The sequence below is a fragment of the Pontibacter sp. YIM B11418 genome (assembly GCF_059278805.1).
The window spans coordinates 429504-450147 of sequence record NZ_JCAEMH010000003.1; the positions used below are offsets into that span (position 1 = coordinate 429504).

Below are 20644 nucleotides of genomic sequence, written 5' to 3' on the forward strand. Positions count from 1 at the left end.
ATTACAGTTCATACAACATATGCGCTACCCCAAAATAAATTGCTAAGCCCAATAAGTCATTTGCCGTCGTGATAAATGGACCAGCGGCAACTGCAGGGTTTACACCCAATTTGTCGAGCAACATCGGCGTCAGCGTACCCATGAGCGAGGCCAGCATGACCACTGAGAACAGTGCTACTGATACAACGGTTGAGAGCTTGAGATCCTGCCGGAACAGATAGGTGAAACCAAAAACAAGCGCCGAAATGATAAGGGCATTCAGGAACGCCACCATAATAAGCTTGAAAAGACGCTTGGAGAAATTCTCAAAGATCACCGCGTTGGATGAGAGTGTTTGGATGATGATGGACGAGGACTGTATACCTACGTTACCGCCCGTCGCCGTAATAAGCGGCACAAACAACGCAAGTGCCGGCAGCATGGCAATGTCGGCCTCAAAAAAACCCATAAAATGAGCCGCTAGCAAGCCCCCCACCATGCCGATTACGAGCCAGGGTATACGGGAGCGCGAAATACGGAATACGCTGTCGTCTTCCTCCACATTCTCCGATATACCCGTCATGAGCTGGCGGCTGAGTTCGGCCTGTTCCTGCATTACGTCAATCACGTCGTCAATGGTGATGCGCCCGAGCAGCTTGCCCTGAATGTTCACGACAGGTATAGCCTCGAGGTCGTACTTTTGCATCACGCTCACCACCTCGTTTTCGTCCCGGAACGACTCGATCGAGATCACGTCTTCGTTGTAAATGTCTTTTACCAGCTTGTCGTCTTTGGAAAGCAGGAGCGTTTTGATACCAAGTCGGCCGAGCAGAATGTCGCGGTTATCCACCACGTACACGGTATAGATGCGCTCCACGTCCTCGGCTTGTCGGCGAATCTCCTCGATGCACTGCCGCACACGCCAGTTGATGTTCACTTTGATGAGCTCTTTCGCCATCAGACCGCCGGCGCAGTCCTCTTCGTAGTGCAGCAGGTCCAGAATGTCGTCCGCCTTCTCCTCGTTCTCTATCAGGGCGATCACCTCCTCGCGACGCTGCACGTTCATCTCGTTCAGGATGTCCACGGCGTCATCCGAGTCCATCAGGTTGACGTAGCGCGCAATCTCCTGGCTGGTGAAATAGGCTAGAAAATCGGTGCGGATGTCGTAGTCAAGATCACTGAGAATCTGAGAACCGGTCTCGGGAGGCAGCAGGTCCAGCACGTACTTCGACTCGTTGGTGTCGAGTTCGTAGAGCACCGTCGTAATATCGGCCGGATACATGTCGGTCATGGTCTCGAGCAGGAAACCCTTGTCGTCGCGTGCTATTGCCTCTTCAACCTGTTCTATGTATTCACGTGTGATCTCTACCTGCATGGTATTATATGTTCTGCTCTACGAGCTGGGTCAATGCTATAAAATCCTCTACTGACAACTGCTCTGCCCGCTGGTCGAAGACAGGCTGCGTTGTAACTTCCGGCGGGAGGTTGAAAGTCTTGAGGCAGTTACGCAGTGTTTTGCGCCTTGTTCCAAAACTGTTCTTCACGACAGAGAAAAAAAGCTTCTCGCTGCAAGGCAGGCTCTCCCGGTTGTTGCGCACCACACTGATGACGCCCGACTTCACTTTGGGAGGTGGGTGAAATACGTTTTCATGCACTGTGAACTTATACTCAATGGTATAGAAGGCTTGCAGGAGCACGCTCAAAATGCCATAAGCTTTGGAGCCCGGAGGCGAAGCCAGCCGTTCAGCCACCTCTTTTTGGATCATGCAGACCACCTCCGGCACCACGTCGCGGTGTTCCAGCACTTTAAAAAAGATCTGACTCGAGATGTTGTAAGGAAAATTGCCTATGATAGAAAACTTGCCTGGAAAAAGCTTGCTCAAATCGGTTTTTAGAAAGTCAGCCGAGATGATACGGTCTCCCAATTGCGGGAAATGCTGCTGCAGGTAGGCAATGGATTCGCGGTCTATGTCAAGCACGGTGGTGCGGTACTCCTTGTGCTCGAGCATATACTGCGTGAGCACACCCATACCTGGGCCGATTTCCAGCACATCCTCCACCCCGTCGGGCAACGTCAGTTGCTCCACTATTTTGCGGGCGATGTTCTGGTCGACCAGAAAGTGCTGGCCCAGGTGCTTTTTCGGACTTACTTTGCTCACGTGCTATGTGTTATGGCACCGGCTGATTAAGACAATTTCGCCGGAAACCCGTTATACCTTATTTAGATGCGCTACCGTTGCCGACAATACCTGCGTCCGTGGTTTTCGCATTACACCATATACTTACTATATTGCGTGCTCCAAAGATACGAATGACAAATGCCAACACAACTCAAATACAACACATCAGTAGGTAAAAATACAGACGTAGCCCTGATTGTGCGGGCTGACCAGACGGATTCGCTCCCAGAGCTAAGCTCAGACGAAACCGCCTACCTGAAACGCCAGCTGGAAGCAGAGGCGAAGATCGTCTCCCTGAACCGCTATACCCAGCGGGTATACGTAGTGGTGTACCCGGAAGGCAAAACTCAGAACGCCACCCGAGAGGCGCTGCGCCAGGCCGGCTATACCTTGCTCAAACAGCTCAAAGCCGACAAAATAGAGGAACTGACTATTCAGGACCTCACCAAATCGGACGCAAGTCCCTACCTGGCAGAGGGCCTATACCTGAGCAACTACCAGTTCCAGAAATACAAGACTAAAAACAGCAAGCCAAGCCCGCTGCAGACCATTGTGCTGACAGACGAGAACCTGTCGGAGTTTGATGTGATGGAGCTGCAAAACGTGCTCGACGCCGTGACCATCACCCGCGACCTGGTGAACGAGCCGAACAGCCATCAATCAGCCACCCAGTTCAGTGAGCAACTGGTAGAGTTAGGTGAAAAAGCCGGTTTTACCACGCAGGTGTTTGACGAACTGCAGATTCAGTCCCTGAAAATGGGAGGTTTGCTGGCCGTGAACCAGGGCAGCGAAGAACCGCCTACTTTTAATATATTAGAGTGGAAGCCGGAAGGGGCTACCAATACAAAGCCTTACGTGCTGGTAGGTAAAGGCGTGGTATACGACACCGGCGGCCTTAGTCTGAAGCCAACGCCACAGTCCATGGACTACATGAAGTCCGACATGGCCGGTGCCGCTGCCGTAACCGGTGTGTTATACGCCTTAGCCAAAAACAATGTGCAGCTGCACGTCATCGCACTTATACCTGCTACCGACAACCGCCCGGGCGGCAAGGCCTATGCACCGGGAGACGTGCTCACCATGCACAACGGCATGACCGTGGAGGTACTCAACACCGATGCCGAAGGTCGTTTGATCCTGGCCGACGCCCTGAGCTTTGCACAGAAGTACAAGCCGGAGCTGGTTATTGATATGGCAACGCTGACAGGAGCCGCGGCCCGCGCCATCGGCAAAGAAGGCCTGGTAGCGATGAGCAATGCCGGCGATGACGTGATGACAGCCTTGAAAAAAGCCGGTGAGGCAGAGCATGAGCGTATTGTGGAGTTTCCGCTATGGGACGAGTATAAAAAGCACATTGAGTCTGATATAGCCGACATCAAAAACCTGGGCGGTGCCGAAGCGGGCGCTATTTCGGCGGGTGTGTTCCTGGAGTATTTCACCGACTATCCGTGGGTGCACTTTGACATCGCCGGCACGGCCTACCTGCTGGGCGAAGACTCTTACCGTGGCAAACTGGCCACCGGATCGGGCGTGCGCCTGGTTTACAACTACCTTAGCTCTCTGGCTAACTAAGCAACAAATGGACAATAGATACAAAGCAAAAATAGGCATCAGCATTGGCGATACGAACGGCATCGGCCCGGAGATCATCGTCAAAACACTTTCAGACCAGCGCATCCTTAATTTCTGCACGCCCGTGATCTACGGTTCTGCCGCAGTTATGAACCAGGTGCGCAAAGCCCTGAGTGCGGAACATTTTCACTACCAGCAAGTGGTTTCCGCACAGGAGCTTATACCTAAAAAGATCAACCTGATCAGCTGCTGGGAAGAAGACATCGCCGTAGAGCCAGGCACACCAAAACCGGAATCCGGCAAGGCCTCACTTGACTCGCTGCTTGCCGCCTCCCGCGATCTGAAAGCTGGTTTACTGGACGGCCTAGTAACCGCCCCGATCGACAAAGACAACATCCAGTCCGAGGAGTTCCGCTTCCCAGGCCACACTGAGTTTTTGACCTCCTACTTCGATGCGGCCGACAGCCTGATGCTGCTCGTGGCCGACGACCTACGAGTAGCCACCGTAACGGGCCATATACCTGTGAAGGAGGTAGCCAGCAAACTCAACTTCGACCTGATTATCCGAAAGATCACCATCCTGCAGGAATCGCTGCGCCATGATTTCGGCATTCTGAAGCCGCGCATTGCTGTGTTGGGTCTGAACCCGCATGCAGGTGAGAAAGGATTGTTGGGAACCGAGGAACTTGAGATCATCCGTCCGGCCGTGATGCACCTGAAAGACAAAGGGCATCTGGTATTTGGCCCCTACCCTGCCGACGGCTTCTTTGGCATGCGCATGTACAAGCAGTTCGATGCAGTGTTGAGCATGTACCACGACCAAGGGCTTATACCTTTCAAGACGCTCGCCATGGAGACCGGCGTGAACTACACGGCCGGCCTGCCGATCGTGCGCACCTCACCGGACCACGGTACCGCCTACGACATAGCCGGCAAACACACAGCCGATGAAACCTCTTTTAGAGAAGCGCTGTTCCTTGCCTGCGACATCATAAAAAAGCGCCAGACAGAGCAAAAGCCTGTTTTATAAATCGGGCTGCTATTTTATTTGTCAAAATAATGTTCTAATTTTGCGTCTTGCAATAAAAACACGGTAGTGAAAAAGCTTAAAGACTACGAAATCGGCATAGCCAAACTCAGTAACAGAAAGCATGATTACGAGTTTGAGATAGACGATTCATTCTTTGCTTTGTTTGAGCAGGAGATCATACTGGGGGGAAAGCTACTGGCGAAAGTAGAGCTCGATAAGACCGAGTCGCTGCTGACGCTGCATTTTAACATTAAAGGGCACGTGCGCCTCACCTGTGACCGCAGTCTGGAGGAATTTGACCAGCCGCTGGATATCGAAGAGACGCTGCTGATCAAGTATGGAGAGGAAAACACCGAGTTGGATGAGGACTTGTGGCAGATTACGCCTGAGACGCAGACGCTCAATGTAGCACAGCACCTGTATGATTACATTGGCTTATCGCTGCCAATGAAGAAGCTCCACCCACGTTTTTTGGAGGAGCAGGACGAAGAAGATGAAAGGGATATCCTGATCTACTCTTCGCGCCAGGCGGGCGACAGTGAAGGAAATGACAACGGTGGAGATGACGACGATGACGTTGACCCACGTTGGGATGCCTTGAAAAACCTGAACTAACAAGCAGTAGAATAATAAAGTATTACATAACAGCAAGTAAATTTATAACTAAAAATGGCACATCCTAAACGCAAGATTTCGAAGACCAGAAGAGATAAGAGAAGAACTCACCAGAAACTCTCTGAGAAAGCGATTGCAATCTGCCCTACTACAGACACTCCTCACCTGTTTCACCATGCTTACGTGGTAGAAGGCGACCTGTACCACAAAGGCAAACTGGCGATCAAAAATTATACAGCAAACGCTCAGTAACCCAAGTCTGTACTCCGTTTAAGTTCTGTATAATTTAACGTCATCCAGTACATGAGAATCGCCCTGGACGCTATGGGCGGCGACTATGCACCTGAAGCAAACGTGAAGGGTGCTATGTTAGCTGCAGAACAGCTCGAAGAAGATTATGAAATCCTGCTTATTGGCAAGGAAGATATTCTGAATCAGCTGCTGAAAGAATATGGTTACACTGGTTCTGTAATAAAGGTGGTGAACGCCACCCAGGTAATTGACATGGGAGAACATCCCACCAAAGCACTTACCCAGAAGCCAGACTCCAGTATTGCTGTAGGTTTTGGTATGCTGAAGGCTGGAAAAGCACATGCTTTTTGCAGCACTGGCAATACCGGAGCAATGCTGGTAGGAGCCATGTTCAGCGTAAAAGCCGTAGAAGGTATTTTAAGACCATCTATCGGCGGTTTGGTACCAAAGCTCAATGGTGGCTTCGGTATTATACTGGATGTGGGTGCTAACGCTGACTGCAAACCTGAAGTACTGGAGCAGTTCGGCGAAATTGGTTCTATCTACGCCAAATACGTACTGGAAATCGAAAATCCGAAAGTCGGGTTGATGAACCTGGGCGAAGAGGAAGGCAAAGGCACTGTCAACACACAGGCAGCGCACCAGCGCCTCAAAGTTAACCCAAACATCAACTTCATCGGCAACATCGAAGGACGCGACATGTTCAACGACAAAGCTGATGTGATCGTGTGCGACGGGTATACCGGCAACATCATCCTGAAGATGGCAGAGTCTGTTTACGACATCCTCAACGAGAAGAACATGCACGATCCGTTTTTCGACAAATTCAACTACGAGGCCGTAGGCGGCAGCCCGATCCTGGGTATCAATGGCAACGCCGTTATAGGACATGGTGTCTCTTCCCCGCTGGCAGTCTGCAACATGATGCTGCAGGCCCAGAAAATGGTAGCCACTAACCTGTCTGAGCGATTTATAAAGCATACGGGCGTCTAATAAAAGACGCTGGCCCTGGCCAAAAACATTTCCTGGCACAAACTGTCTCACTACTCTTTTTGCGTAATGACGGTTTGTGCCAAGTTTTTTTTATTATATTGCCGTCTTAAATATCCAACACTTATACCTTTCATAATATGAGTAAAATTACTGCCGCGATCACTGGAGTGGCTGGTTATGTTCCGGACTACGTGCTTACGAACAAGGAACTGGAAACAATGGTAGAAACCAACGATGAATGGATCCTTTCACGAACCGGTATTAAGGAAAGGCGCATTCTGAAAGGCGAAGGCAAAGGCACCTCACACATTGCAGTACCGGCAGTACTCGACTTACTCAAAAAAACCAATACCAAAGCAGAAGAAATAGAACTCCTCATCTGCGCCACTACCACCCCCGACATGGTTTTCCCGGCCACGGCCAACCTGATCACGGCTGAAGTAGGCGCCGTAAATGCCTTCGGTTACGACCTGCAGGCAGCCTGCTCCGGTTTCCTTTTCGCGCTGGCCACTGCCTCTAAGTTCATCGAGTCAGGACAGTACAAAAAAGTGATCGTAGTAGGAGCCGATAAGATGTCTGCTATCGTTGATTATACTGACCGCGCTACCTGTATCATTTTTGGTGATGGCGGCGGCGCTGTGATGCTGGAGCCAAATACAGAAGGCTACGGAATACAGGACTCCGTATTGAAGTCCGATGGCACTGGCGCGCAGTACCTGCATATGAAAGCGGGCGGTAGCCGCAAACCTGCTACTATCGAAACGGTGCAGGCGCGTGAGCATTACGCTTATCAGGAAGGACAGCAGGTATTTAAGTTCGCTGTGAAAGGTATGGCAGATGTATCGGCTGAAGTGATGGAGCGCAACAACCTGACAGCAGAAGATGTTGCCTGGCTGGTTCCTCATCAGGCAAACAAGCGCATCATCGACGCGACAGCTAACCGTATGGGCGTGGGCAGCGACAAAGTGATGCTCAACATCGAGCGTTATGGCAACACAACAAGTGGCACCATTCCACTTTGCCTGTGGGAGTATGAGAAACAGCTGAAAAAAGGTGACAACCTGATTCTGGCGGCTTTCGGTGGCGGTTTTACATGGGGCGCCATCTATTTGAAGTGGGCTTACGACTCGAAATAATTCACTCTGATTATAAACAGGAAAAGCGGCTAATATGCCGCTTTTCCTGTTTATAGACCTTATTTCCGGATCATTTATACCATATCGGCCCGCAAGGCAAGTCGCTTCTCCAGTTGCATGAGCAGTTCCTGAAAACGGTCAGATAGCTTTTCTATATCCTTCATCCCCGCATGCGCCTGGTCAATGCTGCCGCTTCGGTAGAGGCTGAACAGCTGGTTTGCGTTTGTCAGCAACTCGCTGTGTGTTTTCTGCAAACTGTAAAGCTCTGGCTCACTGCCATACTTTTCCTTTCCAACCTGCAGGAACCAATGACTGATCGGGCCTGCATCTGAGAAAAATACGCTATCGAGCACCCCTCCGTATAGCACAGAACGCACCTTGGACTTAAACAGAATATGTTTAATCCGGATCTGCTGTAAATCTACCTGCGCTGAATTCACGTGTTTCTTTCCTAAATGCTGCGGCTACTACAACTCATCTACTGCTATACCTAACTCCTGCAGTTTTTTCTTCATTTGATATTTATCGGTCACATTAAAGCCCGCGACCAGTATACCAATTATTTGCGTATGCTCATCAAAGAGCGGCTGGAAGATAAAGGTAAGGTAATTATCCTCCAGTTTGCCCTCCGGAGTAGAGAGCTTCACAACAATCTCCCTGGCTTCGAACGTTTCACCCGTCTGATATACATTATTCAGTACATCAATGTAACCCTGATCAGCAATTTCCGGCAAAGCTTCTGCCACCGTTTTACCGATAAGGGCTACATGCGGGAACAGTTCCTGGTACTTTGTGTTCACGAGTTCATAACGGTGTTCCTTGCCCTTCAGAATGGCAAAGAAAGTCGGGGCCTGCATGATCAAACGCTCTAATGTCATTCGCTCGTTCTCGACTTTGCGGAAAGCGAGCTGCACTTGATCCGCCAGTTCAGACATTTGCTCGTTGCTTGCGAGGAGCTCCTGCACCAGATTCTTCATGTCGTGGATATCGCTGCAACTGCCAAGCCACATCCTGATCTCACCATCTTCATTTCGCATGGGCAGGTAGCGGCTCAGGTACCAACGATAATCGCCTTCCTTATCGCGTATGCGAATTTCCACCTGGCTGGCCTCCCCTTTCTCAAGCGACTGCTGCCATACTTTAGAGGCGCTTTGCAAATCATCCGGATGAATGGCTGCTTTCCAGCCACCCGCCATCAACTGCTCCGTCGCTATACCTGTATAGGCTTCCCACTGCTTATTAAAATAGGTCGAATCCCCAGCTGCATCATCGGCATCGATGAGTTGCGGCATGGAGTCTGCCATGAACCGGAATTTCTGCTCGATGTCCTGCAAAGCCTTCTTTGTTTCTTCCCGCTCTGTCACATCTTTGGTTTCCTGCAGTACATACAGCAATTCGCCCTGCTCATTCAGAATGGGTGTATGGGAGGCTTCCCAGCAACGCTCGTCGTAGCCGCTTCCGTCAGGTCGGGCAATCGCATAGCGTATCACGTCGAGGTATACCTTCCGGCCTTTACGAATGGCCTCTTCAATAGAAAGCCGCACCGGATTATCTTCAAAGGGCACATTAGGCTCTGGATAGGCTTCCAGCAAAAAATGTTTGTCCAGAATATTGTCCAGCTGCCGCATCGTTACTTCCAGATACCGCTTATTGGCCCCTACGATTTTCATATCGGGGTCAAGCAGCACCATAGCTTCCGGGGTGTTCTCAAAGATGAGCTTATAATCCATGCAAAGGAGAGATTTACATTAAAAAAACGCACTGGTCAGGTGCTGTGGGCATACAGCCATACGCAGACAAGGATAAAAGCGCCTATGCTGGCACGGCCTTTTTTTAAAATAATCGCTAATTTATATAAAATAAATGACTCGTCGCGCTATACTCCGGACTTTATGGTAAGGATACATCCGGCTTGCTTTCCATGCGGATTGCCCTAAGCTTTTTAATCAATATTTGAGTATAATAGCTAACTTTGTTTGCAAGACAGCGATTTGCGCTATACTTTTATCGTTTCATTCAATTTCAAGCGTAACAACAGCATACTATGGCAACCACAGCTGATATCAGAAATGGTCTGTGTATGGAATTTAACAACGACCTTTATGTAGTTGTTGAGTTTCAGCACGTTAAACCAGGCAAAGGCCCAGCTTTCGTGAGAACGAAAATGCGCAACATCAAAACCGGAAAAATGTTAGATAACACTTTCTCGGCTGGTCATAAGATCACTACTGCCCGTGTGGAGCAGCGCCCGCACCAGTTCATCTACAAAGATGACATGGGCTACAACTTTATGGACATGAATACCTTCGAACAGGTTGCCCTGGACGAGAAAATGGTGCCATTTGCTGACCTGATGAAAGAAGGCCAGGAAGTGACAATCTTGTTCCATGCCGAGACGGAGGCCCCGCTTACCTGCGAGATCCCTCCTTTTGTGGAGTTGACCATTACATACACCGAGCCGGGCCTGAAAGGCGACACGGCCACTAATGCATCAAAACCAGCTATTGTAGAAACAGGGGCCACTATTCAGGTACCGTTGTTTATTGGGCAGGACGAAAAAATCAAAGTAGACACACGAACTTATTCTTACGCAGAACGAGTAAAATAACAACATGAAAGCTAAAGAAATCCAGGACCTTATTGACTTTATCGCCAAGTCTGGCTTGAATAAAGTAAACATTGAGACAGAAGAATTCAAGATCTCGGTGAAGCGCGATCCAGACCAGAAGGTGAGCTATGTGAAAGAGTCAGCAAGCGCTGCGCATCACGCGGCAGCCCCTGTGGCCGCTCCGGTTGCCGCACCTCAGGCTCCTGCCGCCTCAGCCACTCCGGCAGCCCCTGCTGCCACACCGGCCAGCGACGACAGCAAATACATCGCCATCAAAGCACCCATGATCGGCACCTTCTATCGCTCTTCCAGCCCGGACAAGCCAGCATTTGTAAACGTAGGCGACGAAGTGAAAAAGGGACAGGTAATCTGTATCATCGAAGCGATGAAGCTTTTCAATGAAATCGAGTCAGAGGTGTCTGGCAAGATCGTAAAAGTGTTGGTGGACAATGCCAACCCAGTGGAATACGACCAGCCGCTATACCTGGTAGATCCTAGCTAATTCATCGATTTGAAAATTTGAAAATGTGAGGATTTGAAAATGGAGATGGCCAATACCCTCTCCATTTTTATATCAATTTCACGCTGATCTCTACATTTCCAAATCTCAGAATCTCCAAAACTGACATTATGTTTAAAAAAATACTAATCGCCAACAGAGGCGAGATTGCCCTGCGCATCATTCGTACCTGTAAGGAGATGGGCATCAAAACGGTGGCCGTATACTCTACGGCTGACAAGGAGAGCCTGCACGTACGTTTTGCTGATGAAGCCGTATGCATTGGCCCTCCTCCAAGTGCGCAGTCATACCTGAACATGCCCAATCTGATCTCGGCTGCCGAGATCACCAATGCCGACGCCATTCACCCGGGTTACGGCTTCCTTTCTGAAAATGCTGAGTTCTCCCGCATCTGCGCCGAGCACAACATCAAATTCATCGGTGCCTCTCCGGAAATGATCAACTCCATGGGCGACAAGTCCTCCGCCAAAGACACTATGAAAAAAGCGGGCGTACCGACCATACCTGGTTCTGACGGCCTGTTGAAGTCGCTGGAAGAGGGCAAGAAGCTGGCAAAGAAGATTAAGTACCCAGTGATCATCAAGGCGACAGCCGGTGGTGGTGGCCGTGGTATGCGCATTATCAAGCACGAGGACGAGTTCGAGAAAGCCTGGAACGATGCCCGCACCGAGTCGAAGGCTGCTTTCGGCAACGATGGTCTATACCTGGAGAAATACATTGAGGAGCCGCGTCACATCGAGATCCAGTTGATCGGTGACCAGCACGGACAGGTAGCGCACCTTTCGGAGCGTGACTGCTCTATCCAGCGTCGTCATCAGAAACTGGTAGAGGAAACGCCTTCTCCGTTCATTACTGACGACCTGCGCGACCGCATGGGTAAAGCGGCCATTAAGGGTGCCAAAGCCATTAACTACGAAGGTGTAGGCACGATTGAGTTCCTGGTAGATAAGCACCGCGAATTCTACTTCATGGAGATGAACACCCGTATCCAGGTAGAGCACCCGATTACAGAAGAGGTTATTGACTACGACCTGATCAAAGAGCAGATCAAGGTAGCCGCCGGTGAGCGTATCACAGGCAAGAACTACTACCCGAAGATGCACGCCATCGAGTGTCGCATCAACGCGGAGGATCCAAAGAACGGTTTCCGTCCTTCTCCAGGCAAGATTACCAATCTGCACGTACCAGGCGGACATGGTGTTCGTGTAGACTCTCACGTTTACTCTGGTTATACCATCCCGTCGAACTACGACTCCATGATCGCAAAGCTGATCGTGACGGCGCAGACACGCGAAGAGGCGCTTGTGAAAATGAAGCGAGCTCTGAGCGAGTTCGTGATTGAAGGCGTGAAAACGACGGTACCATTCCACCTGAAACTGATGGATGACCCGGGCTTCAAGGAAGGTAACTTCACCACAGCTTACCTGGACAACTTCGACTTCAGCTCATTGTAAGCTCCGAATTTATTAAACTAAAGAAAACCGACTCCGAAACAGGGTCGGTTTTTTTGTTTGGCCCGATATATGTGGTTTTAAAATATAGAGACATTATCATATTTACTTAACTTAGTCTCGCACCTCACACGAAACAGAAATGAAACCAAGCAGGCTCTTTGTTACTCTTCTATGGACAGTATTGGCGCTGCAGCTGAGTGGCTGTGCAACTATGATTACGATGGAGACGGTTCGCCCCCCTGTGGTACGGGTGAGCCCCGACCAGTGGAAAGTGCTGGTCGTGAACCGCTACGATGCGGCTGCACAGGCTACAAATAAAAATGAAAACGTGACAGCCGTACTACGCGACGGAGCCTACCAGGCTGCCGGGGGCGTTATGGGTGCTATTTACAACGATTCGACTTTTGTGCTGGTCAACCCGGATCAGGCCATCAGTCTGCCTGCCAGTACGGAGCGGCTTAACGAAGAAGAAATTGACGGACTTTTTAAGAAGTACAGCCCACACCTGATCCTAACGCTCGACAAGTTCAAAACGGGCTTTGGGAAAGTGGTAGACAGCTATGATGATGAAGACGGCGACAGGACCAAAATTGCCAATTATGACCTGGTCGTAGCAAGCACCTGGTCGCTGTACGACAGCACAGGTATGCTGCTGGACCAGGCAACGGTGGAGCAGCAGGAATTTTACGATTCACGAACCGTGGTGAGCGGACTGCTAGCTATTGGTCCGGCTATGGGCAAAGCAGGGCCTGTGGTGAACCGGCTGGCGGTAGAGACAGGCTACAGCTATTGGGATAGGTTCTATCCACAACCGACACTGTTGGTACGCCAGGTACACATGGCAAGTCCGCTGCGAGATGCCCACATCATGTTGCTCCTGGGGCAGTTTCAGCAGGCTATTGCCACACTACAGCCTTTGGCACAGGATCTCTCGTCTAAAACAGGTATAAAGGCAGCCCATAACCTGGCTATTGCCTACGAGGCCGCCGGCGACTACGAACAAGCCACTTATTGGGCACGACAGGCAGAAAGCAAAGGAGATAAACTAGCTAGCAAACTGCTCGAACTCTGGACCAATGCCGGCCTGATTAAGTAGTGTTCACCTCATGAAAACAGCAAAGCCCGACCAAAATGGCCGGGCTTTGCTGTTTTATGTGCTATACCTATACCTTAGGTGGTAGCAGCTTTTTCTTCTTTATCGATCAACTCGGTAAGTTCGCTATACCAACTCTCCCCATATTTACGGATCAGTGGTTCCTTCAGGAACTGATATACCTTCACACCAAGGTCAGCCCCAAAATTGCAGGCCGCAGCGCAAATGCTCCAACGGTCGTAGTTCAGCGCTTCGAAATCATCATACTTTGTAATGCGGATGGGATACAGGTGGCAGGAAATGGGTTTTTTCCAGCTGATCTTGCCATCGTAATAGGCCTGCTCAATGGCACACTTCAGTATACCCTGGTTATCGTATAAGGCGTAGGCACACTCCCGGTTTTCGATGGTTGGTGTGGAGTAATCGCCTTCAAAATCCTGAATGTACAGCCCCTGCTCTTCCACAGCCAGTTTTCCGGCTCCCGTCATGTAGGGTTTGATGTGCTCGTAGTTATCCGCCAGTATAGCCAGTTCTTCCTCCTCCAGCGGAGCGCCCAGATCGCCCTCCACACAGCAGGCCCCTTTGCATTTCTCAAGATTGCAGACGAAGAAATTATCACGGATGTCGTCACTGATGACGGTATTCTGAAGAACGATCATGTAAGTATTGGAATAAGCTTCTCTAACCGGCCTCACCGGCAGATAAGAGACAAAATTAAAGTTAAATAAGTTTAGACTAGCGTTTAGGCGCCCTTGCTCCTGCCGCCGTCAGTATATTCTGCACACTTTCGCGCTTGGTATAGTCCATGGCTGTTTTGCCAGAAAAGTCGCGCAGGCTTGGGTCAGCACCGGCATTGATCAGCATCACGATCACCTCGTTGCCACCGTCCAGCTGACAGGCCAGCATAAGCGGCGTCAGTCCTTCCAGGTTCTGGATATTCGGGTTGGCACCTCCTTTCAGCAAACGGTTCATCTCCATCATGTGCGTACCGTTAGCAAAGCGAACTGCATAGTAGAGCGGGGTATTGCCTTTGTTGTCCACGATGTTCGGATCAGCCTTGTATTTGAACAGGGTATCCAGCAACTGTGCCTGCTCAATTTCAAATTCCTCGGTATTGATGCGGGCACCATACATGGCATAGTGCAGGGCGGTTTTCCCATCCTGATCGGTTGCATTGACGTCGCCGCCGCCACCTAGCAGCAGGCTGGCCACTTCCAGTCGAACTTTCGGCTGGTAAATCACGCCATAGTCTTCGAGCAGCAACGGAATGTAAATGCCGTGCATGAGCGGGGTGCGCAGCCTGAAGTCAAAATCATAACCGTTTGGCACAGACACAGTGTTGACGTAGGCACCACTTTCCAGCGACCGCTTCACTACTTCGGGGTTACGCTCAATGGCTGCCAGCACCAGTTTCTGGTCAGAAGACTGATTGAGGTACTTGAGCTGCTCAAAGGCATTGGAACTGCCCTGCGAGATAGCCTGGTGGTACAGTTTGCGTGCTTTATCAGGCTCAGGCTTTCCAAGGTTACCTTCTTCATAAAGCAAACCCAGGGTATAGAGGGCTTCTTTTTCTCCGACAGCGGCACCTTTCTCGAGCCAGTACTTCGCCTGTGCCACATTCTCTTTCACGCCCTCCCCTCTCAGGTATAGGTTTGCTAAAGAGGTATAGGCTACCACGTCGTTGAGCTCAGCGGCCCGCTTGATATAGGTATAGGCATACCCTTTGTCCTCCATTTCGCCGTAGCCGGTATAATACATACTACCCAGAATGCGGTTACTGAAAGCGTCGCCTGCTATGGCCATGTCGCGGATGTCGAGGGCGGCACTACGCATGAGTCGTGTAAAGCGCTGCTTATCTTCGTCGTTACGGATGGTCATTAACTCTGCCAAACCCAGATTACCGAACAGACTGCTGCCTTCCAGCGCCTTTTCGAACAGGATGCGGGCGGTGTCAGGATCGGCTTTGTAGAACTTCTCAGGGTTGCGCACATAGGCCACTGAGTCAGATGTTATGATATCGTCAATCGGCGCTCCGTCTTCCACCAACTCGCCATACTGATGCATGCGGCCCATAAAGTAATAGGCCGCTGCCTCATCGCGCGCAGCTGCCTGGCGGAACTTGGCGTAAGCCTCGTTGTATTTTAATCCGATATAGAGGTCCATACCTTCCTGCATTTCCGGGGTGCGCCATACCTGTTTGGCAGAGCGGGGAACCTTCACCTGTTTCAGGGAATCAGGTATAACCTTGACAACCTGGCTGGTATCGGATTGCGCCACGGCCAGATGCCCGGCCGGGAGCAGTGCAAGGAACAGGAGTAGTTTCTTCATGCGTGGTAAAGGGATCATATATTGCTCAGGTATAAAGCAGCCAAATGCCCACTTCAACCTTCTTAACTTTACAAAGATACAGATAATGCGGCGTTTCTCTAAAAAGCGCTGCCTGAAGACACACAAATCAGAGGCCAAAATTGCATTCCTCTATAAGAAACCAATTGGTAGGGCAGTCTGGTTCTCTAAATGTGCAGGTGCCGTTCCTAAAACGGATAGGAATGTGTAAATTGCATGGATTATTAATGACGCACGCGGAAGAGACGAAATGGATTATATTAGTTTACTAAACGAGTCGCAACGCAAGGCCGTGCTCCATACCGAGGGGCCAGCCATGATCATAGCGGGTGCCGGCTCAGGCAAAACAAGAGTACTCACCTACCGGATTGCACACCTCATCAGTTTGGGGGTCGATCCGTTCAACATACTGGCCCTGACCTTTACCAACAAGGCGGCCAAGGAAATGCGCAATCGTATCGAGAAAGTGATTGGAAACGAGGCCAAAAACATCTGGATGGGCACGTTCCACTCCGTGTTCTCGCGCATATTGCGTGCCGAGGCGGATAAGATCGGCTATCCGAAAAGCTTTACGATCTACGACACCGATGACTCCAAGACGCTCATCCGCAACATTGTGAAGGAGATGAACCTGGACGACAAGCTCTATAAGCCGAACGTGGTGCTGGGCCGTATTTCCTCCGCCAAGAACAAGCTGATCTCTGTGAAGCAGTACCTGAACGATGCCGTGATTCAGGCCGACGACGAGGCTGCCATGCGCCCGAAGATCGGTAAGATATACGAACAGTACGCCAATCGCTGCTTCAAGGCCGGTGCTATGGACTTCGACGACCTGCTGTTCCAGACCAACGTGCTTTTTCGTGACCATCCGGATGCGCTTAACAAGTATCAGCACATTTTCAAGTTCGTGATGGTGGATGAGTACCAGGATACGAACTACTCGCAGTACCTCATTACGCGCAAACTGGCCGCCCAAAACCGCAACATTGTGGTGGTGGGTGACGATGCGCAGTCTATCTACGCTTTCCGTGGGGCTGATATTCAGAACATTCTCAACTTTGAGCGTGATTACCCGGAGCTGGAGGTGTTCAAACTGGAGCAAAATTACCGCTCTACCAAGAACATCGTGAATGCGGCCAACTCGGTGATTAAAAACAATTCGGCGCAGCTCAAGAAGGACGTCTATACCGACAATGAGCAGGGACCGCTGATCGAGGTGATCAAAGCCAATTCCGACAACGAAGAAGGCAAACTGGTGGCTACCTCCATTTTTGAGGAGAAGATGAACAACCACCTCTCCTACGACGACTTTGCCATCCTCTACCGCACCAATGCCCAGTCGCGAGCGATGGAAGAAGCCCTGCGCCGCATGAACATCCGATATAAGATTGTGGGCGGTTTGTCGTTTTATCAGCGTAAGGAGATCAAAGATTTGATCGCATACCTGCGTTTGGTGGTGAACCCGAACGATGAACAGGCTTTGCGCCGCGTGATCAACTACCCAAAAAGAGGGATTGGCGAGACAACCGAACAGAAACTGTTTGTAACGGCCGACGAGACCAATCACAGCGTATGGGAAGTAATTCAGAATGCAGGTCAGTTCCTGGGTAATCGGGTAGGTACCGCCATCGAGAACTTCTCGATCATGATCAAGGACTTTGCACGCATTGCCGATAACACCGACGCCTTTGAAGTAGCCAAGCACGTAGCCAAGCATTCAGGTATAGTAGATGACCTGTACCAGGACAAAACCGTTGAGGGCCTGGCCCGTTACGAGAACATTCAAGAACTGCTCAACGGTATTAAAGAGTATGTGGATGATCCGGAGAAGGAAGACAAGAGTCTGTCGGCCTTTCTGCAGGACATCGCCCTGATTACGGATGCCGATACCAAAGCCGATATGGACGGTGAGTTTGTGACGCTAATGACGATCCACTCGGCCAAAGGCCTGGAGTTCAAGAACGTGTTCATCGTAGGTATGGAGGAGAACCTTTTCCCGAGCCAGATGATGCTGAACTCCCGCGCTGATTTGGAAGAGGAAAGACGCCTGTTCTATGTGGCCATCACCCGTGCCGAGAAAAAGCTATACCTGACTTACGCGACGAGCAGGTACCAGTGGGGCAACCTGCGCGCCTGCGAGAAGAGCCGCTTCCTCGATGAGATCGATCCGAAGTACCTTAACTTTAAATACGGCGAGCAAAACACAGCCAGCGGCGGAAATGTGTTCGACCGCGTGCTGCAGCGCAAGAGCAGCATCAGCAGTCTGGTACAGCAGCCGGCGCGCAAGCAGGCCGCCACAGCCTATACCGCTCCTGCCGACTTTCAGCCAAGCGATACGTCGAATCTGGCAGCCGGTATGAAAGTAGAGCACCCTAAATTCGGGTTTGGCGTAGTAAGCAAAATGGACACACAGGGCAATAGCACCAAGGCTATCATCAACTTCGACGAAGTGGGCGAAAAAACCCTCTTGTTGAGCTTTGCCAAGCTGCGGATACATAATTGATTTAGTGAATGAGTGAGTTAGTGATGGAGTGATTTTTTTTATTTTTGAATGCTGATTGAGTGGATAAGTGATAGTTTCTTGATGAATTATTTTTTCACTCACTAAAATTTCTATAAATCACTCATCCACTCAACCACTAAATCACTCAATAAAAATATATCCCTACATTTGAGATTCATAAATTGAAATAATGGAAGCAAGTACCACCTTTAAGCAGGACCTGTTGCTGCGCGAATACGGCAGAAACGTACAGGATCTTGTCAATCACATACTGAGTATTGAGGACAAAACAGAGCGGACCCGCCTGTCCTACTTATTGATTAATCTGATGGCTAAGCTCAACCCACAGTTGCGCGACACCCAGGATTTTCAGCAAAAGCTCTGGAACCACCTGTATGTGATGTCCGGCTCAAAGCTCGATGTGGATGCCCCTTACCCGCTCAGCGCCATGGAGTACCTCAACGACAAGCCGCAGCGCATGGAGTACCCGCTCAGCACGCCCAGGTATAAGCACTACGGTCAGAACGTGGAGTTGCTCATACAGCGCGCCACAGAGTTAGAGGACGATAAAGAGCGCGAAGCGGCGACCATTTCCATCGGGAAACTGATGAAGACGCTGTACCGCTCTTACAACAAAGACAGCATTACGGACGATGTGATCCTAAGTGACATCCAGCAAATCTCCAAAGGAAAGCTGAATCTGGATCCGTCTATGATTGAGAGCAATAGCCTGTTCGAATCTGTGAGCAGCAAGTCACAGGACGGTGGCAGCAACCGCCCGCAGCAACAGCAGCAAAACCGTGGCGGTGACAAGCGTAGCCACAAAAACACAAGACCAACTTCCAACCAACGAAACAAATAGTATTAAATGGCTTCATTTGAAGTAAAAGGCGGTGCAAAGCTGCGCGGAGAAATCATTCCGCAGGGTGCCAAAAACGAGGCGCTTCAAATCTTGTGCGCCGTGCTTCTTACCCCCGAGAAAGTAACAATTTCTAATATCCCTGATATCCGGGACGTTAACCTACTGATTGACCTGCTCCGGTCGCTGGGTGTAAAAACAGAGCGCCTGTCGCCGGACACCTATACCTTTCAGGCAGACGACATCGACATCGATTTCCTGGATTCCGAGCGTTTTGTAGAGCTTGGTCGCGCCATACGAGGCTCCGTGATGATCGTAGGTCCGATGCTGGCCCGATTCGGCAAAGCAAAAATGCCAAAGCCGGGTGGCGACAAGATTGGCCGCCGGAGACTGGACACGCATTTTACAGGATTCGAAAAACTGGGTGCTTCTTTTGAATACAGCGCCGAAGATAATTTTTATACCGTCACCTCTTCTGGTCTGAAGGGCGCCTACATGCTGCTCGACGAAGCTTCTGTGACAGGTACAGCCAATATCCTGATGGCTGCTGTGCTGGCTAAAGGTACGACCACGATCTATAATGCAGCCTGTGAGCCTTATGTGCAGCAGCTTTGCCGTATGCTCAACCGCATGGGCGCGAAGATTAGTGGCATTGGCTCTAACCTGCTTGTAATAGAAGGTGTGGAACAGTTGGGAGGAACCGAGCACCGCATGTTACCTGACATGATCGAGATCGGTTCTTTCATCGGCCTTGCCGCCATGACCGGATCAGAGATTACCATCAAAGATTGCCAGATTCCGGAGTTGGGCCTTATACCGGACACTTTCCAACGACTGGGCATCAAAATGGAGTTCCGTGGCGATGACATCTTTATACCTGAGCAGGACCGCTACGAAGTGGACACCTACATCGATGGCAGCATCCTGAACATTGCAGACCATACCTGGCCAGGCCTCACCCCGGATCTACTGAGCGTGGCTCTTGTAGTGGCAACGCAAGCAAAAGGCACTGTGCTGGTACACCAGAAAATGTTCGAGAGCCGCCTGTTCTTCGTGGACAAGCTCATCGACATGGGTGCCCAGATCATTCTATGTGACCCGCACCGCGCTACCGTAATCGGCCAGAACAAGCAAATTCCGCTGCGTGGCATCCGTATGACATCGCCTGACATTCGCGCTGGTGTTGCCCTGCTTATCGCAGCACTTTCTGCCGAAGGCACCAGCATCATCGACAACGTGGAGCAGATCGACCGTGGCTACCAGAATATTGATGGTCGCCTGAATGCCTTAGGTGCGCAGATCAGAAGAATGTAAATACCTATTAACTACAGGTATAAGTGAAGGAGCGCTCAGAAATGGGCGCTCTTTTTATTTTGGCAAGGTTCGGCAAGGACGAACATATTAGGTATTTTTTATATACCTTTCGTTGGTATAGAGCGCACTATATCTATAGTGCAGCTAGTAGGAGTAGGTGCTCCTGCTAGCGGGTAGTTATGTTCAATTG

19 protein-coding genes are annotated in these 20644 nt (G+C 50.4%); 13 read left to right on the forward strand and 6 right to left on the reverse strand.

Annotated features, from left to right (window positions below):
- Nucleotide 1: 1 nt before the first annotated feature.
- Nucleotides 2-1354 (reverse strand): magnesium transporter, encoded by a 1353-nt coding sequence (gene mgtE / locus AC4QZR_RS09585; protein WP_494480706.1) that lies wholly within the window; start codon nt 1352-1354, stop codon nt 2-4.
- Between the two features lie 4 nt (nt 1355-1358).
- On the reverse strand, nt 1359-2138 hold the full coding sequence (rsmA, locus tag AC4QZR_RS09590) for a 16S rRNA (adenine(1518)-N(6)/adenine(1519)-N(6))-dimethyltransferase RsmA (RefSeq protein ID WP_494480707.1): 780 nt from the start codon (nt 2136-2138) through the stop codon (nt 1359-1361).
- Between the two features lie 159 nt (nt 2139-2297).
- Between rsmA and AC4QZR_RS09595 the strand changes: the two genes are divergently transcribed.
- From AC4QZR_RS09595 to AC4QZR_RS09620, 6 genes are all read left to right on the forward strand, one after another.
- Nucleotides 2298-3731, forward strand: coding sequence for a leucyl aminopeptidase family protein (locus AC4QZR_RS09595; RefSeq protein ID WP_494480708.1), 1434 nt, complete (start codon nt 2298-2300; stop codon nt 3729-3731).
- 7 nt (nt 3732-3738) lie between these two features.
- On the forward strand, nt 3739-4761 hold the full coding sequence (gene pdxA / locus AC4QZR_RS09600) for a 4-hydroxythreonine-4-phosphate dehydrogenase PdxA (protein WP_494480709.1): 1023 nt from the start codon (nt 3739-3741) through the stop codon (nt 4759-4761).
- Between the two features lie 66 nt (nt 4762-4827).
- The gene (locus tag AC4QZR_RS09605) at nt 4828-5376 is read left to right on the forward strand and encodes a YceD family protein (protein ID WP_494480710.1); all 549 of its coding nucleotides are present in this window, start codon (nt 4828-4830) and stop codon (nt 5374-5376) included.
- A 54-nt stretch (nt 5377-5430) separates the two neighbouring features.
- Complete coding sequence (gene rpmF, locus AC4QZR_RS09610) at nt 5431-5628, forward strand: 50S ribosomal protein L32 (protein WP_076666519.1); 198 nt, start codon at nt 5431-5433, stop codon at nt 5626-5628.
- 51 nt (nt 5629-5679) lie between these two features.
- Entirely contained in the window at nt 5680-6621 is a 942-nt protein-coding gene (gene plsX, locus AC4QZR_RS09615; RefSeq protein ID WP_494480711.1) for a phosphate acyltransferase PlsX, read from the forward strand.
- A 137-nt stretch (nt 6622-6758) separates the two neighbouring features.
- Nucleotides 6759-7757 (forward strand): beta-ketoacyl-ACP synthase III, encoded by a 999-nt coding sequence (locus tag AC4QZR_RS09620; RefSeq protein WP_253406058.1) that lies wholly within the window; start codon nt 6759-6761, stop codon nt 7755-7757.
- Nucleotides 7758-7831: 74 nt separating this feature from the next.
- Here AC4QZR_RS09620 and AC4QZR_RS09625 read toward each other — a convergent pair whose 3' ends face one another.
- Together AC4QZR_RS09625 and AC4QZR_RS09630 are read right to left on the reverse strand one after the other, a co-directional pair.
- Nucleotides 7832-8197 (reverse strand): histidine kinase, encoded by a 366-nt coding sequence (locus AC4QZR_RS09625; protein ID WP_494480712.1) that lies wholly within the window; start codon nt 8195-8197, stop codon nt 7832-7834.
- A gap of 27 nt (nt 8198-8224) precedes the next feature.
- A complete protein-coding gene (locus AC4QZR_RS09630) occupies nt 8225-9487 on the reverse strand; it encodes a PAS domain-containing protein (RefSeq protein ID WP_494480713.1) in 1263 nt (420 codons plus the stop codon).
- A 314-nt stretch (nt 9488-9801) separates the two neighbouring features.
- Between AC4QZR_RS09630 and efp the strand changes: the two genes are divergently transcribed.
- The 4 genes from efp to AC4QZR_RS09650 all read left to right on the forward strand — a co-directional run bounded on the left by efp (nt 9802) and on the right by AC4QZR_RS09650 (nt 13435).
- Nucleotides 9802-10365, forward strand: a complete 564-nt coding sequence (gene efp, locus AC4QZR_RS09635) for an elongation factor P (protein ID WP_253406061.1) — start codon at nt 9802-9804, stop codon at nt 10363-10365.
- Nucleotides 10366-10369: 4 nt separating this feature from the next.
- Nucleotides 10370-10867 carry an acetyl-CoA carboxylase biotin carboxyl carrier protein gene (accB, locus tag AC4QZR_RS09640; RefSeq protein ID WP_494480714.1) on the forward strand — a complete coding sequence of 166 codons (498 nt, stop codon included), beginning with the start codon at nt 10370-10372 and terminating at the stop codon, nt 10865-10867.
- A 128-nt stretch (nt 10868-10995) separates the two neighbouring features.
- A complete protein-coding gene (gene accC / locus AC4QZR_RS09645) occupies nt 10996-12339 on the forward strand; it encodes an acetyl-CoA carboxylase biotin carboxylase subunit (RefSeq protein ID WP_253406063.1) in 1344 nt (447 codons plus the stop codon).
- 139 nt (nt 12340-12478) lie between these two features.
- Complete coding sequence (locus tag AC4QZR_RS09650; RefSeq protein ID WP_494480715.1) at nt 12479-13435, forward strand: DUF6340 family protein; 957 nt, start codon at nt 12479-12481, stop codon at nt 13433-13435.
- Between the two features lie 74 nt (nt 13436-13509).
- On the opposite strand, the gene AC4QZR_RS09655 is transcribed toward AC4QZR_RS09650, so the two are convergent.
- Entirely contained in the window at nt 13510-14091 is a 582-nt protein-coding gene (locus tag AC4QZR_RS09655; RefSeq protein WP_494480716.1) for a DUF3109 family protein, read from the reverse strand.
- Nucleotides 14092-14167: 76 nt separating this feature from the next.
- Nucleotides 14168-15760 carry an ankyrin repeat domain-containing protein gene (locus AC4QZR_RS09660; RefSeq protein WP_494480717.1) on the reverse strand — a complete coding sequence of 531 codons (1593 nt, stop codon included), beginning with the start codon at nt 15758-15760 and terminating at the stop codon, nt 14168-14170.
- A 268-nt stretch (nt 15761-16028) separates the two neighbouring features.
- Here AC4QZR_RS09660 and AC4QZR_RS09665 point away from each other — a divergent pair, with 268 nt between their 5' ends.
- The 3 genes from AC4QZR_RS09665 to murA all read left to right on the forward strand — a co-directional run bounded on the left by AC4QZR_RS09665 (nt 16029) and on the right by murA (nt 20454).
- Nucleotides 16029-18281, forward strand: a complete 2253-nt coding sequence (locus AC4QZR_RS09665) for an ATP-dependent helicase (RefSeq protein ID WP_494480718.1) — start codon at nt 16029-16031, stop codon at nt 18279-18281.
- A 190-nt stretch (nt 18282-18471) separates the two neighbouring features.
- A complete protein-coding gene (locus AC4QZR_RS09670) occupies nt 18472-19143 on the forward strand; it encodes a DUF4290 domain-containing protein (RefSeq protein ID WP_494480719.1) in 672 nt (223 codons plus the stop codon).
- Nucleotides 19144-19149: 6 nt separating this feature from the next.
- Nucleotides 19150-20454, forward strand: a complete 1305-nt coding sequence (murA, locus tag AC4QZR_RS09675; protein ID WP_494480720.1) for a UDP-N-acetylglucosamine 1-carboxyvinyltransferase — start codon at nt 19150-19152, stop codon at nt 20452-20454.
- Nucleotides 20455-20644 lie beyond the last annotated feature (190 nt).